The sequence below is a fragment of the Thalassospira sp. HF15 genome (genome assembly GCF_011806525.1).
Lineage (GTDB): Bacteria > Pseudomonadota > Alphaproteobacteria > Rhodospirillales > Thalassospiraceae > Thalassospira.
This window is the reverse complement of sequence record NZ_JAAVKI010000003.1, coordinates 319,467-334,099: the sequence shown is the minus strand read 5'-3', so window position 1 is coordinate 334,099 and position 14,633 is coordinate 319,467. Positions and strand designations below refer to the sequence as shown.

The 14,633-nt window shown below is 55.5% G+C and carries 11 protein-coding genes and 1 riboswitch; of the genes, 6 read left to right on the top strand and 5 right to left on the bottom strand.

Annotation, left to right across the window (positions count from 1 at the left end):
- Window positions 1–90: 90 nt before the first annotated feature.
- Window positions 91–1,371 carry a crotonyl-CoA carboxylase/reductase gene (gene ccrA / locus HED22_RS08115; RefSeq protein WP_167720970.1) on the bottom strand — a complete coding sequence of 427 codons (1,281 nt, stop codon included), beginning with the start codon at window positions 1,369–1,371 and terminating at the stop codon, window positions 91–93.
- 291 nt (window positions 1,372–1,662) lie between these two features.
- On the opposite strand from ccrA, the gene HED22_RS08110 reads away from it, so the two are divergent.
- The gene (locus HED22_RS08110; protein WP_167720968.1) at window positions 1,663–3,720 is read left to right on the top strand and encodes a protein meaA; all 2,058 of its coding nucleotides are present in this window, start codon (window positions 1,663–1,665) and stop codon (window positions 3,718–3,720) included.
- Window positions 3,721–3,806: 86 nt separating this feature from the next.
- On the opposite strand, the gene HED22_RS08105 is transcribed toward HED22_RS08110, so the two are convergent.
- From HED22_RS08105 to ispH, 4 genes are all read right to left on the bottom strand, one after another.
- The gene (locus HED22_RS08105) at window positions 3,807–6,167 is read right to left on the bottom strand and encodes a bifunctional diguanylate cyclase/phosphodiesterase (RefSeq protein WP_167720966.1); all 2,361 of its coding nucleotides are present in this window, start codon (window positions 6,165–6,167) and stop codon (window positions 3,807–3,809) included.
- Window positions 6,168–6,436: 269 nt separating this feature from the next.
- Window positions 6,437–6,886 carry a ribonuclease HI gene (rnhA, locus tag HED22_RS08100; protein ID WP_167720964.1) on the bottom strand — a complete coding sequence of 150 codons (450 nt, stop codon included), beginning with the start codon at window positions 6,884–6,886 and terminating at the stop codon, window positions 6,437–6,439.
- Between the two features lie 24 nt (window positions 6,887–6,910).
- Window positions 6,911–7,879: a homoserine kinase gene (locus HED22_RS08095; protein WP_167720962.1), complete on the bottom strand. Its 969-nt coding sequence runs from the start codon at window positions 7,877–7,879 to the stop codon at window positions 6,911–6,913.
- Window positions 7,880–7,924: 45 nt separating this feature from the next.
- Window positions 7,925–8,872, bottom strand: coding sequence for a 4-hydroxy-3-methylbut-2-enyl diphosphate reductase (ispH, locus tag HED22_RS08090; RefSeq protein ID WP_167720960.1), 948 nt, complete (start codon window positions 8,870–8,872; stop codon window positions 7,925–7,927).
- A 258-nt stretch (window positions 8,873–9,130) separates the two neighbouring features.
- On the opposite strand from ispH, the gene HED22_RS08085 reads away from it, so the two are divergent.
- The 5 genes from HED22_RS08085 (at window position 9,131) to gcvPB (ending at window position 14,462) form a co-directional block, all read left to right on the top strand.
- On the top strand, window positions 9,131–9,688 hold the full coding sequence (locus HED22_RS08085) for a hypothetical protein (RefSeq protein WP_167720958.1): 558 nt from the start codon (window positions 9,131–9,133) through the stop codon (window positions 9,686–9,688).
- A 101-nt stretch (window positions 9,689–9,789) separates the two neighbouring features.
- Window positions 9,790–9,887: riboswitch (glycine riboswitch) on the top strand.
- A gap of 139 nt (window positions 9,888–10,026) precedes the next feature.
- Window positions 10,027–11,169, top strand: coding sequence for a glycine cleavage system aminomethyltransferase GcvT (gene gcvT, locus HED22_RS08080; RefSeq protein ID WP_167720956.1), 1,143 nt, complete (start codon window positions 10,027–10,029; stop codon window positions 11,167–11,169).
- A gap of 70 nt (window positions 11,170–11,239) precedes the next feature.
- Window positions 11,240–11,611, top strand: coding sequence for a glycine cleavage system protein GcvH (gcvH, locus tag HED22_RS08075; protein WP_167720954.1), 372 nt, complete (start codon window positions 11,240–11,242; stop codon window positions 11,609–11,611).
- A gap of 2 nt (window positions 11,612–11,613) precedes the next feature.
- Complete coding sequence (gcvPA, locus tag HED22_RS08070; protein WP_167720952.1) at window positions 11,614–12,969, top strand: aminomethyl-transferring glycine dehydrogenase subunit GcvPA; 1,356 nt, start codon at window positions 11,614–11,616, stop codon at window positions 12,967–12,969.
- Window positions 12,966–14,462 carry an aminomethyl-transferring glycine dehydrogenase subunit GcvPB gene (gene gcvPB / locus HED22_RS08065; RefSeq protein ID WP_167720950.1) on the top strand — a complete coding sequence of 499 codons (1,497 nt, stop codon included), beginning with the start codon at window positions 12,966–12,968 and terminating at the stop codon, window positions 14,460–14,462. The genes gcvPA and gcvPB overlap by 4 nt, the downstream gene beginning before the upstream one ends.
- Window positions 14,463–14,633: the final 171 nt, after the last annotated feature.

The following is a 14,633-nucleotide window of genomic DNA, read 5'->3' as shown; positions in this document are numbered from 1 at the left end:
CAAATCGGGCGAGAATGCGCGCAGGGTGCCATCATTCAGTCGAAGGTCGGACCCCGGACGACTTGGGAGAATCCGGAGCCCAAAGTGGGATTATCCTTCGACTGCTTCTTCAAGGGTGCGCATGCTAGGACGTTTGGCCTGAACCAGAACGGCCATGTTGCCGGGCTTGTGTTCGTTGCGCATCATTTTCATGTGGGCACGCGGGATGTCTTCCCAGCTGAATACTTCGGACATGCTGGGATCAATCCGGCGTTCCACCATCAGGGTATTGGCCTGTGCCGCCTGCTTGAGGTTGGCGAAGTGGCTGCCCTGAATACGTTTCTGACGCATCCAGACAAAACGGGCATCGAATGTCAGGTTAAAGCCCGTCGTGCCTGCACAGAACACCACCATGCCGCCACGCTTCACGACGTTACACGATACCGGGAAGGTTTGTTCGCCCGGGTGCTCAAAGACGATATCAACATCGTTGCCTTTGCCGGTGATGTCCCAGATCGCCTTGCCGAATTTACGGACTTCTTTCATATAGTCACCAAATTCAGGGCCATTGACGGTGGGAAGCTGTCCCCAGCAATTGAAATCCTTGCGGTTGATCACGGCCTTGGCACCAAGGCCCAGCACGAAATCGCGTTTGCTTTCATCGGAAATGACGCCAATCGCATTGGCCCCGGCAGTGGTGATCAACTGGATCGCCATGGAACCCAAGCCACCTGATGCACCCCAGACCAGAACATTATGGCCCGGACGCAGGATGTGCGGACGATGGCCAAACAGCATGCGATAGGCCGTAGCAAGGGTCAGCGTGTAGCACGCGCTTTCTTCCCATGTCAGATGTTTGGGGCGCGGCATCAACTGTTGTGCCTGAACGCAGGTGAACTGGGCAAAGGAGCCGTCCGGCGTCTCGTAACCCCAGATTCGCTGGGTCGGAGACAGCATCGGATCACCGCCGTTACATTCTTCATCGTCACCGTCATCCTGGTTGCAGTGGATGACGACTTCGTCGCCGACTTTCCAGCGCGTGACCTTGGAACCCACGGCCCAGACAATGCCCGATGCATCCGATCCGGCAATGTGGAACGGGCAATCATGGGAATTGAAAACGGAGATCGGTTTGCCAAGCGATGCCCAGATGCCGTTGTAGTTCACACCAGCCGCCATCACGAGGACGAGGACTTCGTGGCTGTCAGGCTGGGTCACCGGCAGGACTTCGCACTGCATGGCGGTGTCGGGTTCGCCGTGCCGTTCTTCGCGAATCGCCCAGGCATACATGTTCTTGGGCACATGACCCAGTGGCGGGATTTCGCCGATTTCATAAAGATCTTTTTCTTCCTGACCGCCACGGAAAGGCAGCACTTCAGCAGACGTATTCATGGCCTTCACTCCTTGTTCGGGGTCGATCCGGGTTGCAGGGTAACGAAATTACCTATGTTGCGCTGCGGTCGACGAATCCTCCAAGCCACGGAATTTATTCTATTTCCCCGGGCATCTCCCGGTTTTCTGCGGGTTTGGTCGCAGGCGAAACCGGGGCGATATTTGTTTTCGCTTTTATCGCGTTGCACAAATTGTTATATAATTACTTGGACATTGTCTAGTGGATAATTTAATAACGTTTCCACGTAATTATCGTAAAGAAAGCCGGTAATAAAAGTACAAGAGGTCGCGATGTCGATGGAAAACAAGCGCAATGCAGCAAATTCTGAACGCGATCGCCCGTGGCTGATCCGGACGTATGCCGGGCATAGCTCCGCACAGGCATCAAATGAGCTGTATCGCCAGAACCTGGCAAAGGGGCAGACCGGACTTTCGGTGGCATTCGATCTGCCAACCCAGACCGGATACGATTCTGATCATGTTCTGGCCCGTGGTGAAGTCGGCAAGGTCGGCGTGCCGGTTGCGCATCTGGGCGACATGATGACGTTATTTGACGGCATTCCGCTTGATCAGATGAATACATCGATGACGATCAATGCGCCTGCCGCGTGGCTTTTGTCGCTTTATATAGCGGTGGCCGAAAAGCAGGGCACTGCGCGCGCGAGCCTGCAGGGCACAACCCAGAACGACATCATCAAGGAATATCTGTCGCGCGGGACTTATATCTTCCCGCCGGCCCCCAGCCTGAAACTGATTACCGATGTGGCGGCCTTTACCTATCGCGAAGTTCCGAAGTGGAACCCGATGAATGTGTGCTCCTACCATCTGCAGGAAGCCGGGGCGACTGCCGAACAGGAACTGGCCTATGCGCTGGCAACGGCGATTGCGGTTCTTGATGCCGTGCGCGATTCGGGGCAGGTCCCCGAAGAAGACTTTGCCAAGGTGGTCGGGCGAATTTCGTTCTTTGTGAATGCCGGGATTCGCTTTGTGACCGAGATTTGCAAAATGCGGGCGTTCTGCGAACTGTGGGACGAGATTACGCGCGAGCGTTACGGTATTGAAGACGCGAAGTATCGCCGGTTCCGTTATGGCGTGCAGGTCAACTCATTGGGCCTGACCGAACAGCAGCCGGAAAATAACGTTTATCGCATCCTGATCGAAATGCTGTCAGTTGTTCTGTCGAAGAACGCGCGTGCACGCGCAGTACAGTTGCCCGCCTGGAACGAGGCACTTGGTCTGCCGCGTCCGTGGGATCAGCAATGGTCGCTGCGTCTGCAACAGATCATGGCCTATGAAACCGATCTTCTGGAATATGAAGACCTGTTTGATGGCAACCCGGCGATTGAACGTAAGGTGGGCGCCCTTAAGGAAGGAGCCCGGGCCGAACTTGCGAAGATCGATGAGATGGGCGGGGCGATTGCCGCTGTTGATCGCGGCTATATGAAACAGGAACTGGTGCGTTCCAACGCGCTTCGACTGGCGGATATCGAAAGTGGCCTGACCAAGGTTATTGGTGTGAATGCCTTTACCGAGACCGAGCCATCGCCGCTGACATCAGGTGAGAAATCAATCCTGACTGTCGATGACATGGCCGAGCAGGAGCAGATTGAAAAACTGAAAGCCTGGCGTTCGGATCGCGATCAGAAGGCAGTTGATAGCGCATTGTCGGATTTGAAGTCGGCAGCCAGTGAAGGTCGCAATGTCATGGAAAGCTCCATTGCCTGTGCCCATGCCGGGGTGACAACCGGGGAATGGTCGGAAACGCTGCGTGACGTGTTTGGCGAATATCGTGCGCCGACGGGGATTACATCGATGATCGTCACCGGTGAGGAGGAAAACCTTCAGGATTTGCGCAATCGCGTGGATGAGGTGTCTGACAAGCTGGGCGAACGCATGAAGATGCTGGTGGGCAAGCCGGGACTAGATGGCCATTCCAACGGGGCAGAGCAGATTGCGGTCAAGGCAGGTGAAGCCGGGATCGAGGTGCTTTATGAAGGCATCCGCTGGACGCCAGAGGAACTTGTGCGCAATGCCATCGAAGACGGCGCACATGTGATCGGGCTTTCGATCCTGTCAGGGTCGCATGTGCCGCTGGTGCGTGAAGTGGTCAATGGGCTGCGTGCGCAAGGGGCTGGTCATATCCCAGTCGTTGTTGGCGGCATCATCCCGGAAGCAGACATGCTGGTTTTGCGTCAGATGGGCGTTTCGGCGGTCTATACCCCCAAGGACTATCAATTGGCCAAGGTCATCTCCGAGATCGTTGATCTGGTCGACCGCAAGTCTTCTGATAAAGCTGCAACCCCGTCAGAAGCCGGCGGTGGCAGTCAGGAAGATGCTGCGCTTTATTAACGAAAGACCAGTCAGTTCCATTAAACAAAAAACCGGTCGGACCCAATGTCGGGTGCGACCGGTTTTGTATTCGGGGAGGCCTGCGCTCAGGACTTGGCGGTCGCAGGTTCCTTTTTGGTTCCGTGACGTTCGCTGACCCAGCTTTCGAAGGTCGAGGCGGGTAGCGGCTTGGAGAACAGGAAGCCCTGAATGAAGTCGCAGCCTTTTTCCTGCAGATACACAAGCTGTTCGACTTCTTCCACACCCTCGGCAACCACTTCGAGGTTCAGGCTGTGGCCAAGGCCGATAACGGCATCGACAATCGCTTTGTCATCCATATCGACATGGATGTCGTTGACAAATGAACGGTCGATCTTGATCGAGGTGACCGGGAAGCGTTTGAGATAATTCAGTGATGAATAGCCCGTGCCGAAGTCATCAATCGCGATCAGAACACCAAGTTCCTTGAGTTCGTTGAGCGTCGAGACAGCCTTTTCCGGGTTGTTCATCAGAATGGATTCGGTGATCTCAAGTTCCAGTGTGCCATTGGGCAGGGCGGTATCCTTGACGATCCTGGTCACGCTATCGACCAGTTCGGCATCCTGGAACTGTGCCGGGGACAGGTTGACTGCAATCCGAAGATCGGGCAGCGATGTATCGCGCCATATACGCGTCTGTCGGCATGCCTTGTCGAGAACCCAAGCCCCCAGACGGTTGATCAGGCCGCATTCCTCGGCAACGGAAATAAACTCGCCCGGCAGGATCAGACCGCGTTCCGGGTGATGCCAGCGTACCAGTGCCTCTGCACCGACGACGCGTTCGGTGCGGCAATCGATTTTCGGCTGATAGTAAAGTTCGAGTTGATCCTGTTCGAGCGCGTTGCGCAGATCTTCCTCGATGGTTTTGCGTTCCTTGACCCGTTCATGCATGGAGGGCAGGAAGAACCGGTAATTGTTGCGCCCTTCGGCCTTGGCAGCATACATCGCCATATCAGCGTTCTTGACCAGCTGTTCGGGGTTTTCACCATCTTCCGGGAACAGGGTGATGCCGACACTGGCGGTCGAGTGCAGGCGGATGCCACGGCAATCAAACGGCTGGGACAACTCGTCAATGATGCGCTGGGCAAGGGCGATGGTGTCTTCGATGTTCTGAACATCGGTCTGAATGATTGCGAATTCATCACCGCCAAGGCGGGCGGCGGTATCTGAATCGCGGATGATACGCGACAGGCGCTGGCCCATTTCCTGAATCATCAGATCGCCAACGTCATGACCGAAGTGGTCATTAATGTCCTTGAAGCGGTCAAGGTCGACAAACAGAACCGTGACACCGCGCTGGAACCGGCGGGCCGACAGCAAGGCCTGACGCAGACGATCGAGGAACAGGGTCCGGTTCGGCAGGCTGGTCAGAACGTCATGGACGGCCAAGTGGCGCATGCGTGCTTCGGTCTGTTTACGTTCGGTAATGTCGGTATAGGTCGCAACATAACCGCCGCCCGGCATCGGGTTGTGATCCACCTGTATAACGCGACCATTCGGGCGGGTACGTTCCATGCGATAGGGTTCGCGACGCCGCGCAATCGCAACACGGTCGGAAATCAGGGCCTGAATGCTGACATCGCCATATTCGCCGCGTTCGCCGTTATAGCGCAGGATATCGGAAAGCGGCGTGCCTTCCTTGACCAGATCGCGCGGCAGATTGAGCAATTCGATATAGCGTTCGTTCCAGACCATCAGATTGAGGTCCTGATCGAACAGACAGATGCCCTGACCGATATTATGCAGGGTGGCTTCCAGCAGGGCCTGTTTACGCTGGGCTTCTTCCTGTGCCTGCCCCTGAAGGGCGACCATTTCGTTATATTCACGGATCAGAAGACCCAGTTCGTCCGAACTGTTCCATTCCACCGGACGGCGCAGTCGGCCATGCTTGGTCATCCGGATGGAATGCAGAAGACGATTGAGCGGTTCCTTGATCGAGCGCTTGTTGGCGATCAGAAGGCTGGCGGCCACGACCGAAATCAAAAGCCCGAACAGGATCATGTCGATCGCAATACGGCGGAACAGCAAGTCCTGCACGCGGTCATCGGTAAAGTAAATGACCAGCTCGCCAACGTCGTGGCGGACGTTGTTGCGTTCGAAATAGACACGGCGCGACAGGCGCAACGTATCGCTCAATTCTGATTGGGAAACGCCGGTATGGGCAAATTCTGTTCCGTCGGCACCAAGGGCCTGCACAGCAACAATGTCGCGATCACGCGCCATGGCGTTCAGTGCAGATTCGATGTTATCGACGTCGAGATACCAGAAAGGTGTGGCCAGAACGCGGGCGTTAATATCGGCGGTTTGTTCGACTTTTCCGTTCAAATCGTCGCGCAGCACCTTGTAGCTGACATAGCCAAAGACAACGAAAAGCGCCAACGAGAACAGCGACACAAGCGGCAATGCAATAAATAGCAGCCGACTGCTCAAGGACTTCCGTTGTAAAAAGCCGTACGATCCGCGCGACAAGCGTTCTCTCCCTGGCACCTACTTTGGTTTAGCCGAATATACTGTACTCGACGTTCGTATGGGTGCCAACTCCCCTTAAAATTAGCCTCAAGTCAAACCGCAACCTGATGAAAACGCAAGTTCGATTTCGTTAGATTAGAAAATAAACAACTCCGACTGGCAAGCTTATCTATTTTGGTGTGAAGTCATTCAGCTTCAACCATTTTTACCGAATATCTGCGAAAAATTCGTTACCGTGGAACAGCCTGACGGGCGAGTTCATCACATCTTTCGTTTTCCGGATGGCCGGCATGGCCTTTGACCCAGTGCCATTCAACCTGATGTGGTTCAAGGGCTTGCAGCAGACGTTGCCACAGTTCCACGTTCTTCACAGGCTTTTTGTCCGCAGTTTTCCAGCCGCGTTTCTGCCAGCCGAAAATCCATTTTGTGATCCCGTCTCGGACATAGCTGCTGTCGGTATATATATCGATCACGCACGGGCGTTTGAGGGCCTCAAGCGCACTGATGGCGGCCATCATTTCCATGCGGTTGTTGGTGGTTTCGGGATCACCGCCCGACATTTCTTTTTCAACGCCCTTGAACCGCAGGATCGCGCCCCAGCCACCAGGGCCGGGATTGCCGCTACACGCGCCGTCTGTATAGATCTCGACACGGTTGTCTTCGCCGTTACTTGAAGTCATGATTTGGTGTTCCTTGCCGGTGCCTTAGTCAAGGCCATAGGCGGCAGCGCTATCCACACGTTGGTGGAAGCGCAATTTGTTGATGTATTCACGCGGATTTTTAGGTGTGACCAGCGCATCCTTGGGAGTGTTTACCCAGTCATAAAGCCGGGTCAGCAGGAACCGCAGGCTGGCACCGCGTGCAAGAATGGGCAGGGCGGCCTTTTCGGCCTCTGAGATCGGGCGCACCTTGCTGTAATGTGACAGAAGGTTCTTGGCCTTGGTGACGTTAAAGCTGTTGTCAGGTTCAAAGCACCACGCATTCATGCAAATGGCGACGTCATAGCAAAGCAGGTCATTACACGCGAAATAGAAATCGATCAGGCCTGACACCTCTTCCTTGCCCGGGAAGAAGAAAACATTGTCCGGAAACAGATCGGCATGAATGACGCCCTTGGGCAATTCGTGCGGCCAGTTGGCGTCGAGATAATCAAGTTCATCGGCGATCATTTCGCCCAGACCCGGAACTTCGTCATTGGCGTGTTCCTGACAGCTTTCAAACAGCGAACGCCAACCCGCAACACTCAGCGCATTGGGCAGGTGCATCTCGAAATCGAGACCAGCACTGTGCAGTTCGGCCAAAGCTGCGCCAAGACCAGCGCAATGATGGGGCTGGATACGACGTGGTGACATGCCTTGCAGGAAAGATGTAATGGCGGCCGGGCGATCACAAAGGGCACGCAGAGCAAGGCCGTCCTTGCCGTGGATCGGGGTCGGGCAGTTCAGGCCCTTGGCGGACAGGTGATCCATCAGGCCAAGATAAAACGGCAGGTCGTCAGGATTTACGCGTTTCTCGTACAAGGTTAGGATGAACGGTGCCGTCGTGGTCTGGAGCAGAAAGTTGGTGTTTTCGACACCTTCGGCGATTCCCTTGAAAGATACCACGTCCCCGATATCGTATTCGGCAACAAAACGGGAGATATCTTCGTCTGAAACATCGGTATAGACGGCCATGGGTTTTATCGTCGTCCTGATCTGAAAGTAAGCATGTCCGCAGCGTTAGCTGGCAAGCTGGCGCGGCAGTTTGAAGGTAACGTTTTCATCGGTCAGGGTTATGGTTTCGACCGTCACGTCATAGCGTTCCCGACAGGCTTCAATGACTTCCTCGACCAGTACTTCCGGGGCAGAGGCGCCAGCGGTGATGCCAAGGCTTTTGATACCTTCAAGCCGGGACCAGTCGATATCCTTTGCCCGTTCGACCAGAACCGATTGCATGCAGCCTTCACGCTTTGCGACCTCGACCAGACGATTGGAGTTCGAAGAGTTCGGCGCGCCGAGCACCAGAATGGCATCAGCTTTGTTCGCAATCAGCTTGACCGCGTGCTGCCGGTTGGTCGTGGCGTAGCAGATGTCTTCCTTCTTCGGGACCGAAATCGACGGGAAACGCCGCTGCAGGATTTCGATGATCTTGGCGGTGTCATCCAGTGACAGGGTCGTCTGGGTGACGAAGGCCAGATTTTCCGGATCGGCGATTTCGATGGTTTCAGCGTCTTCTTCGGTTTCGACCAGGGTCATGCTGCCCGGTGGCAACTGCCCCATCGTACCGATGACTTCCGGGTGGCCGGCATGACCGATCAGAAGAATGTGCTTGCCTTCGGCGTGATGGCGTTCGGCACCGCGATGGACTTTGGAAACCAGCGGGCAGGTCGCATCGAGATATTCAAGCTTGCGGGTTTCGGCCGCCTCCGGCACGGATTTCGGAACACCATGGGCGGAAAAGATCACCGGAACCCCGTCGGGCACCGCATCAAGTTCATCAACAAAAACCGCCCCCATGTCGCGCAGGCGATTGACCACGAATTTGTTATGCACGATTTCGTGGCGGACATAGACCGGCGCGCCATATTTTTCGAGCGCTTTCTCGACGATCTCAATCGCGCGATCAACCCCGGCGCAGAATCCGCGCGGGTTGGCAAGAACGATCTGAAGGCTGGCTTTGTCAGACATGATACAGGTCCGGCTTTCCCAATCGCGTACGGGCGTTCCCGACGCATTTTTCAAACATTGACGTTACATAACCCGCCTGATCATGTGGTGCAATGACTCTGCGGCAAATGGACCTTGTGCCGAGACAGGAATTTTGACCTTTTCTATCGGGGTGAACCCTTCAAGCGGGTTGTGCCGACCAACGTGACAGAATAGACTGCGCGCGGGCCGTTCGAATAAGACACAGGCCTGAAAACATTTGGTTTGATAGAGGCTTGGATGACAATCGGTAACGGACTTCGGCGCGTTTATGCATTGGGTATGGTCTCGCTTGGCGGATTGCTAAGTGCGTGCGGCGGCGGAAACCCGTTCGAAGAACAGCCTGTGCCGGTTTGCCCGGCGGCTTATCTGCCAAAGGATACGGCGAAACTGGTCGAATTCAGTGGCGGTGGCCGCGATCTGACGGATGTGATCGTCGAGGCGGAATTCACCGGCTATATCGGCGACTGTGGCTATGACCTTGATGACAAGGAACTTGATGTCATCATCAGCCCGATCATCACCGCGGAGCTTGGCCCGGCAGCGCAAAACCGTGCTGTGCAGTTCGAATATTTCGTCGCTCTGCGTGATCCGGACGGTAACTTCATCCAGAAATCTGTCTTCGACATCAATATGGCCTTTGCCGACAATCTGAACATGGCGCGGATCCGCGATGAACAGGTTACTTTGTCGGTTCCGTTGGATGATGTCTGGACCGGGCCGGATTATGAAATCTATCTTGGTTTTCAGCTGAGTGCCGAGCAACTGGAATATAATCGCCGCTTCGGAACTGATTGATTTATCGGGTTTTTCTGGTGTTCAGGGTCGCTTGATCACCCCTTTTGCAAATAGGGGCTGGTCGGTTTGCGCGGAAACCCGTATAACAGAAACATACCCAAATGATCCCCGTGGGAGAGGCCGCAGTCCTTATGGATAAGCGGACGCCGAAGGAGCAACCACCCCGGAAACTCTCAGGCAACAGGACCGCGCGGAGATGGGACTCTGGAAAGCAGGTGCTGTGATCAGGCTGATCAAAATGTACCTCGCCGAAGATGTAAGCAGACCGGTTTAGCCATTGGCTGTGATTCTTTCAGGCTCCGAGACAGAGGGGGAATGTGGTTGGCCAGTGGTCGGCTATGTTTCGCAACGATTGTCCCGGAGAAGGAAGAGTGGATCAACAGACCGAACTGCTAAAAACAGCCCTTTATGACCTGCATGTGGAACTCGGTGCCAAAATGGTGCCGTTCGCTGGCTATGCCATGCCGGTTCAATACCCGCTTGGGGTGAAGGGCGAACATCTTCATACCCGTGCAAAAGCTGGCCTGTTTGACGTATCCCACATGGGGCAGGTGCGCCTGACCGGTGAACACCGTGTGGCAGAGCTTGAAAAGCTGGTGCCCGGTGATATCGCCATCCTCAAACCCGGCCGTACCCGCTATTCCGCCTTTACCCAGGACGATGGCACGATCCTTGACGATCTGATGATCACCAATGCTGGTGACAGTCTGTTTCTGGTGATCAATGCGGCGTGCAAGGACGATGATATCGTTCATATGCGTGCCAATCTTGGTGATGGCGTTTCCCTTGAAGAAATCGATGACCGCGCGCTGATGGCGCTGCAGGGTCCGGAGGCCGCCAAGGTGCTGTCACGGTTTGCCCCGGCGGTTGCCGATCTGAAATTCATGAGCTTTGCCGAGATCGAGATTGCAGGCATTCCGTGCTTTGTGACCCGTTCGGGCTATACCGGTGAAGACGGCTACGAGATTTCGGTGCCCAATACAGACGCCGAGGCGCTTGCGCGCAAATTGCTGGCCGAGGATGAGGTCGAGGCGATTGGTCTTGGCGCACGTGATTCGCTACGTCTGGAAGCGGGCCTTTGCCTGTATGGCAATGACATCGACACCACCACAACCCCGGTTGAAGGCGATCTGAAATGGATCATCAACAAGCGCCGTCGTGCAGAAGGCGGGTTCAAAGGGGCGGATGTGATCCTTGATCAGCTTGAAAACGGCGCAGACCGCAAGCGTGTTGGCATCAAACCCGAAGGCAAGGCCCCGGCACGCGAACACACCCAGATTTTGAACACGGACGGCGAAGAAATCGGCGAGATTACCTCTGGCGGGTTTGGCCCGACTGTCGATGGTCCGATTGCAATGGGCTATGTTGCCATAGAGTTTTCCAAGCCGGGCACCAAGATCGACCTGATGGTCCGGGGCAAGGCGCGCCCGGCAGAGGTGGTTGAACTTCCGTTTGCACCGCATCGCTACTTCCGCGGTTGAGTATCCGAAATTATTGAGAGAGCGGCGCTGGCCGCATTGGCATTGAATTGATCAAGAGGGACAAAGGGAAATGACGAAGAAGTTTTCGCAGGAACATGAATGGATCGAGTTCGAAGATGGTGTAGCGACTGTCGGGATCACTGATTATGCGCAGCAGTCGCTCGGTGACATCGTGTATGTCGAGCTGCCGGAAGTCGGCAAAAAACTGACCAAGGATGGCGACGCGGCAGTTGTTGAATCCGTCAAGGCCGCAAGTGACGTCTATGCGCCGCTTGATGGCGAGATCGTCGAGATCAATGAAGAGCTTGATGCCAATCCGGCCCTGGTGAACGAAGCCCCGGAATCCGAAGGCTGGTTCTTTAAGATGTCCCTTGCTGATGAATCCCAGCTTGATGAGCTGATGGATGAAGCAGCCTACAAAGACTTCGTCGAAGGTCTCTAAGCATGCGTTATCTCCCACTGACACGTGCTGATCGTGCTGCGATGCTTGATACCATCGGGGCATCATCGGTTGATGAACTATACAGCGACGTGCCCGATGGTGCGTTGCTTGACGCACCTGTTGATTTGCCATCCCACCTTGGCGAAATGCAGGTCGAACGCGATATGCAGGCCTTAGCCGCCAAGAACATGGGCGCATCCAGCGTACCGAGTTTCCTTGGGGCAGGTGCCTATCGCCACCATGTGCCAGCGACGGTTGATTACGTGATCCAGCGCGGCGAGTTTCTGACCGCCTATACGCCGTATCAGCCGGAAATCGCACAGGGCACGTTGCAATACCTTTTCGAGTTCCAGACCCAGGTTGCCTCGATCACCGGGATGGATGTTGCCAATGCCTCGATGTGGGATGGTGCCACATCCTGCGCCGAGGCTGTCTTGATGGCATGTCGTGCAACGCGTCGCAAAAAGGCTGTTTTGTCTGGCGGTCTGCACCCGCATTACCGCGAAGTGACCGAGACATATTGCCAGTACAGCGACACTGAAGTTGCCGGACGTGATGGTCATCCTGAACATCAGGCAACTGCCGAAGAGCTTAATGATCTGATCGATGATCAGACGGCTTGCGTTGTGGTTCAATACCCCGACGTCTTTGGTCGCATTCAGGATCACACCCAGCTGGCAGAGATTTGCCATGCCAAGGGCGCGCTTCTGGTCGTGGTCTTTACCGAGGCGGTGGCGTTTGGTGCCGTTAAATCACCGGGCAGCTTTGGCGCGGATATCGTTTGTGGCGAAGGCCAGTCAATCGGTAATGCCCTGAACTATGGTGGTCCTTATGTCGGGCTTTTTGCCACCACCCAGAAACTGGTGCGTCAGATGCCCGGTCGCCTGTGTGGTGAAACGGTCGATCAGGACGGCAAGCGTGGCTTTGTCCTGACACTTTCGACCCGCGAACAGCATATTCGTCGTGAAAAGGCGACCTCGAACATTTGTACCAACTCGGGCCTGTGTTCACTGGCCTTTACCGTGCATATGAGCCTGCTGGGTGAAGACGGCTATCGCCGCTTGGCGACATTGAACCATGAAAATGCCTGCAAGGCGGCGGATGCGATTGATGCCGTTGATGGCGCATCGGTGGTTAATGACAGCTTCTTTAATGAATTCACCGTCAAACTGACCAAGCCAGCGGCTGAGGTGGTCGAGGCCCTGGTTGCCAAGGGTGTTCTTGCAGGTGTGCCGCTGTCGCGCCTGTATCCGAACCGCTCGGATCTGGATAACTACCTGTTGGTGGCGGTGACCGAAACCAACACGGACGAAGATATCGCGGCCCTGGCGTCCGCATTGAAGGAGGCGCTGGCATGACCTTTACAACCCATACCGGTAACCGTGGCCTTGTCATTGAAGAACAACTGATCTTTGAACAGGGTCAGCCCGGCCGAACCGGTGTTGATCTTCCGGAACCGACGGGCACCAAATCACGCCTTGGCGGTCTTGATCGTGAAAGCGATGTTGGTCTTCCCGGCCTGTCCGAACCGCAAGTCGTTCGCCATTTCACGCGCCTGTCGCAGAAGAACTATGGCATTGATGCCGGTTTCTTCCCGCTGGGTTCGTGCACGATGAAGCACAACCCGCGTCTGAATGAAAAGGTCGCGCGTCTGCCCGGTCTTGCTGATCTGCATCCGATGCAGCCCGAAAGCACCGTTCAGGGCGCACTGGAACTGATTGATCAATGTGCGCATTGGCTTCTGGTTCTGACCGGAATGCCTGCAGTTGCCATGTCCCCGGCAGCGGGGGCGCAGGGCGAGCTTTGCGGCATGATGGCCATTCGTGCAGCCCTTGATGCGCGCGGTGAAAACCGTCGTCGTGTTCTGGTGCCCGAATCGGCCCACGGGACCAACCCGGCAACCGCAGCCGCCTGTGGCTTCACGGTTGATTCGATCCCGGCCACCGAAGACGGCCGTGTTGATCTGGCTGCGTTCGAAGCCAAACTTGGTGACGATGTTGCCGGCATCATGCTGACCAACCCGAACACCTGCGGCCTGTTTGAACGCGACGTTCGCAAGATTGCCGATCTGGTGCATGAAGCAGGTGGCTATTTCTATTGTGATGGTGCGAACTTCAACGCCATTGTCGGTCGGGTGCGCCCGGCGGATCTTGGCATTGATGCGATGCATATCAACCTGCACAAGACCTTCTCGACCCCGCATGGCGGTGGTGGGCCGGGTTCCGGGCCGGTTGTGTTCTCGGACGCGTTGGCACCGTTTGCCCCGATCCCCTATGTCGTCAAAAAGGGCGATGGTTTCCATCTTGTCGAAACCGCAGACGAAGATGACGGTATGAAACCGTTTGGTCGTCTGAAGGGCTTCCATGGTCAGATGGGCATGTTCATTCGTGCGCTGAGCTACATGAAAAGCCATGGTGCAGATGGCCTGCGTCAGGCATCGGGGGACGCGGTTCTGAATGCCAACTATTTGTTGGCACGTCTTAAGGACAAGCTCAGCGTTGCCTTCCCGGGCTATTGCATGCATGAGGCGCTGTTTGATGACAGCTTCCTGAAGGATACCGGTGTTTCGACGCTGGATCTGGCCAAGGCGATCATCGACGAAGGGTTCCACCCGATGACGATGTATTTCCCGCTTGTGGTCCATGGGGCGTTGTTGATTGAGCCCACCGAGACCGAAACCAAGGAATCGATCGATCAATTCTGCGATGCGATTCTGGCGCTTGTTGCCAAAGCCGAGTCGGGGGATGCGGAATTCTTCAAGAATGCACCGTATCTGACGCCGCGCAGACGGCTTGATGAAACGGCTGCTGCGCGCAAGCCGGTTTTGCGCTGGAAACCTGAAACGGCTTGATAAAGCAAGCAACCTGACTGTTTAGGGCACCCCGGTTATCTGACCGGGGTGTTCTTTTTCAAAGACTTGGACTTGAAACCCATTGGACTTGTCGCAATCTGCACCCTTATACTTGTCAGAATAGTAATGAACGACGTCACCTAAAGGCGCGTTTGGGGATTTTGTGATCGG

Bases quoted from the DNA above. Each gene is read 5' to 3' on its own strand.
- ccrA (WP_167720970.1), bottom strand. From the start codon at position 1,371: ATGAATACGTCTGCTGAAGTGCTGCCTTTCCGTGGCGGTCAGGAAGAA.
- HED22_RS08110 (WP_167720968.1), top strand. From the start codon at position 1,663: ATGTCGATGGAAAACAAGCGCAATGCAGCAAATTCTGAACGCGATCGC.
- rnhA (WP_167720964.1), bottom strand. From the start codon at position 6,886: ATGACTTCAAGTAACGGCGAAGACAACCGTGTCGAGATCTATACAGAC.
- HED22_RS08095 (WP_167720962.1), bottom strand. From the start codon at position 7,879: ATGGCCGTCTATACCGATGTTTCAGACGAAGATATCTCCCGTTTTGTT.
- ispH (WP_167720960.1), bottom strand. From the start codon at position 8,872: ATGTCTGACAAAGCCAGCCTTCAGATCGTTCTTGCCAACCCGCGCGGA.
- HED22_RS08085 (WP_167720958.1), top strand. From the start codon at position 9,131: ATGACAATCGGTAACGGACTTCGGCGCGTTTATGCATTGGGTATGGTC.
- gcvT (WP_167720956.1), top strand. From the start codon at position 10,027: ATGTTTCGCAACGATTGTCCCGGAGAAGGAAGAGTGGATCAACAGACC.
- gcvH (WP_167720954.1), top strand. From the start codon at position 11,240: ATGACGAAGAAGTTTTCGCAGGAACATGAATGGATCGAGTTCGAAGAT.
- gcvPA (WP_167720952.1), top strand. From the start codon at position 11,614: ATGCGTTATCTCCCACTGACACGTGCTGATCGTGCTGCGATGCTTGAT.
- gcvPB (WP_167720950.1), top strand. From the start codon at position 12,966: ATGACCTTTACAACCCATACCGGTAACCGTGGCCTTGTCATTGAAGAA.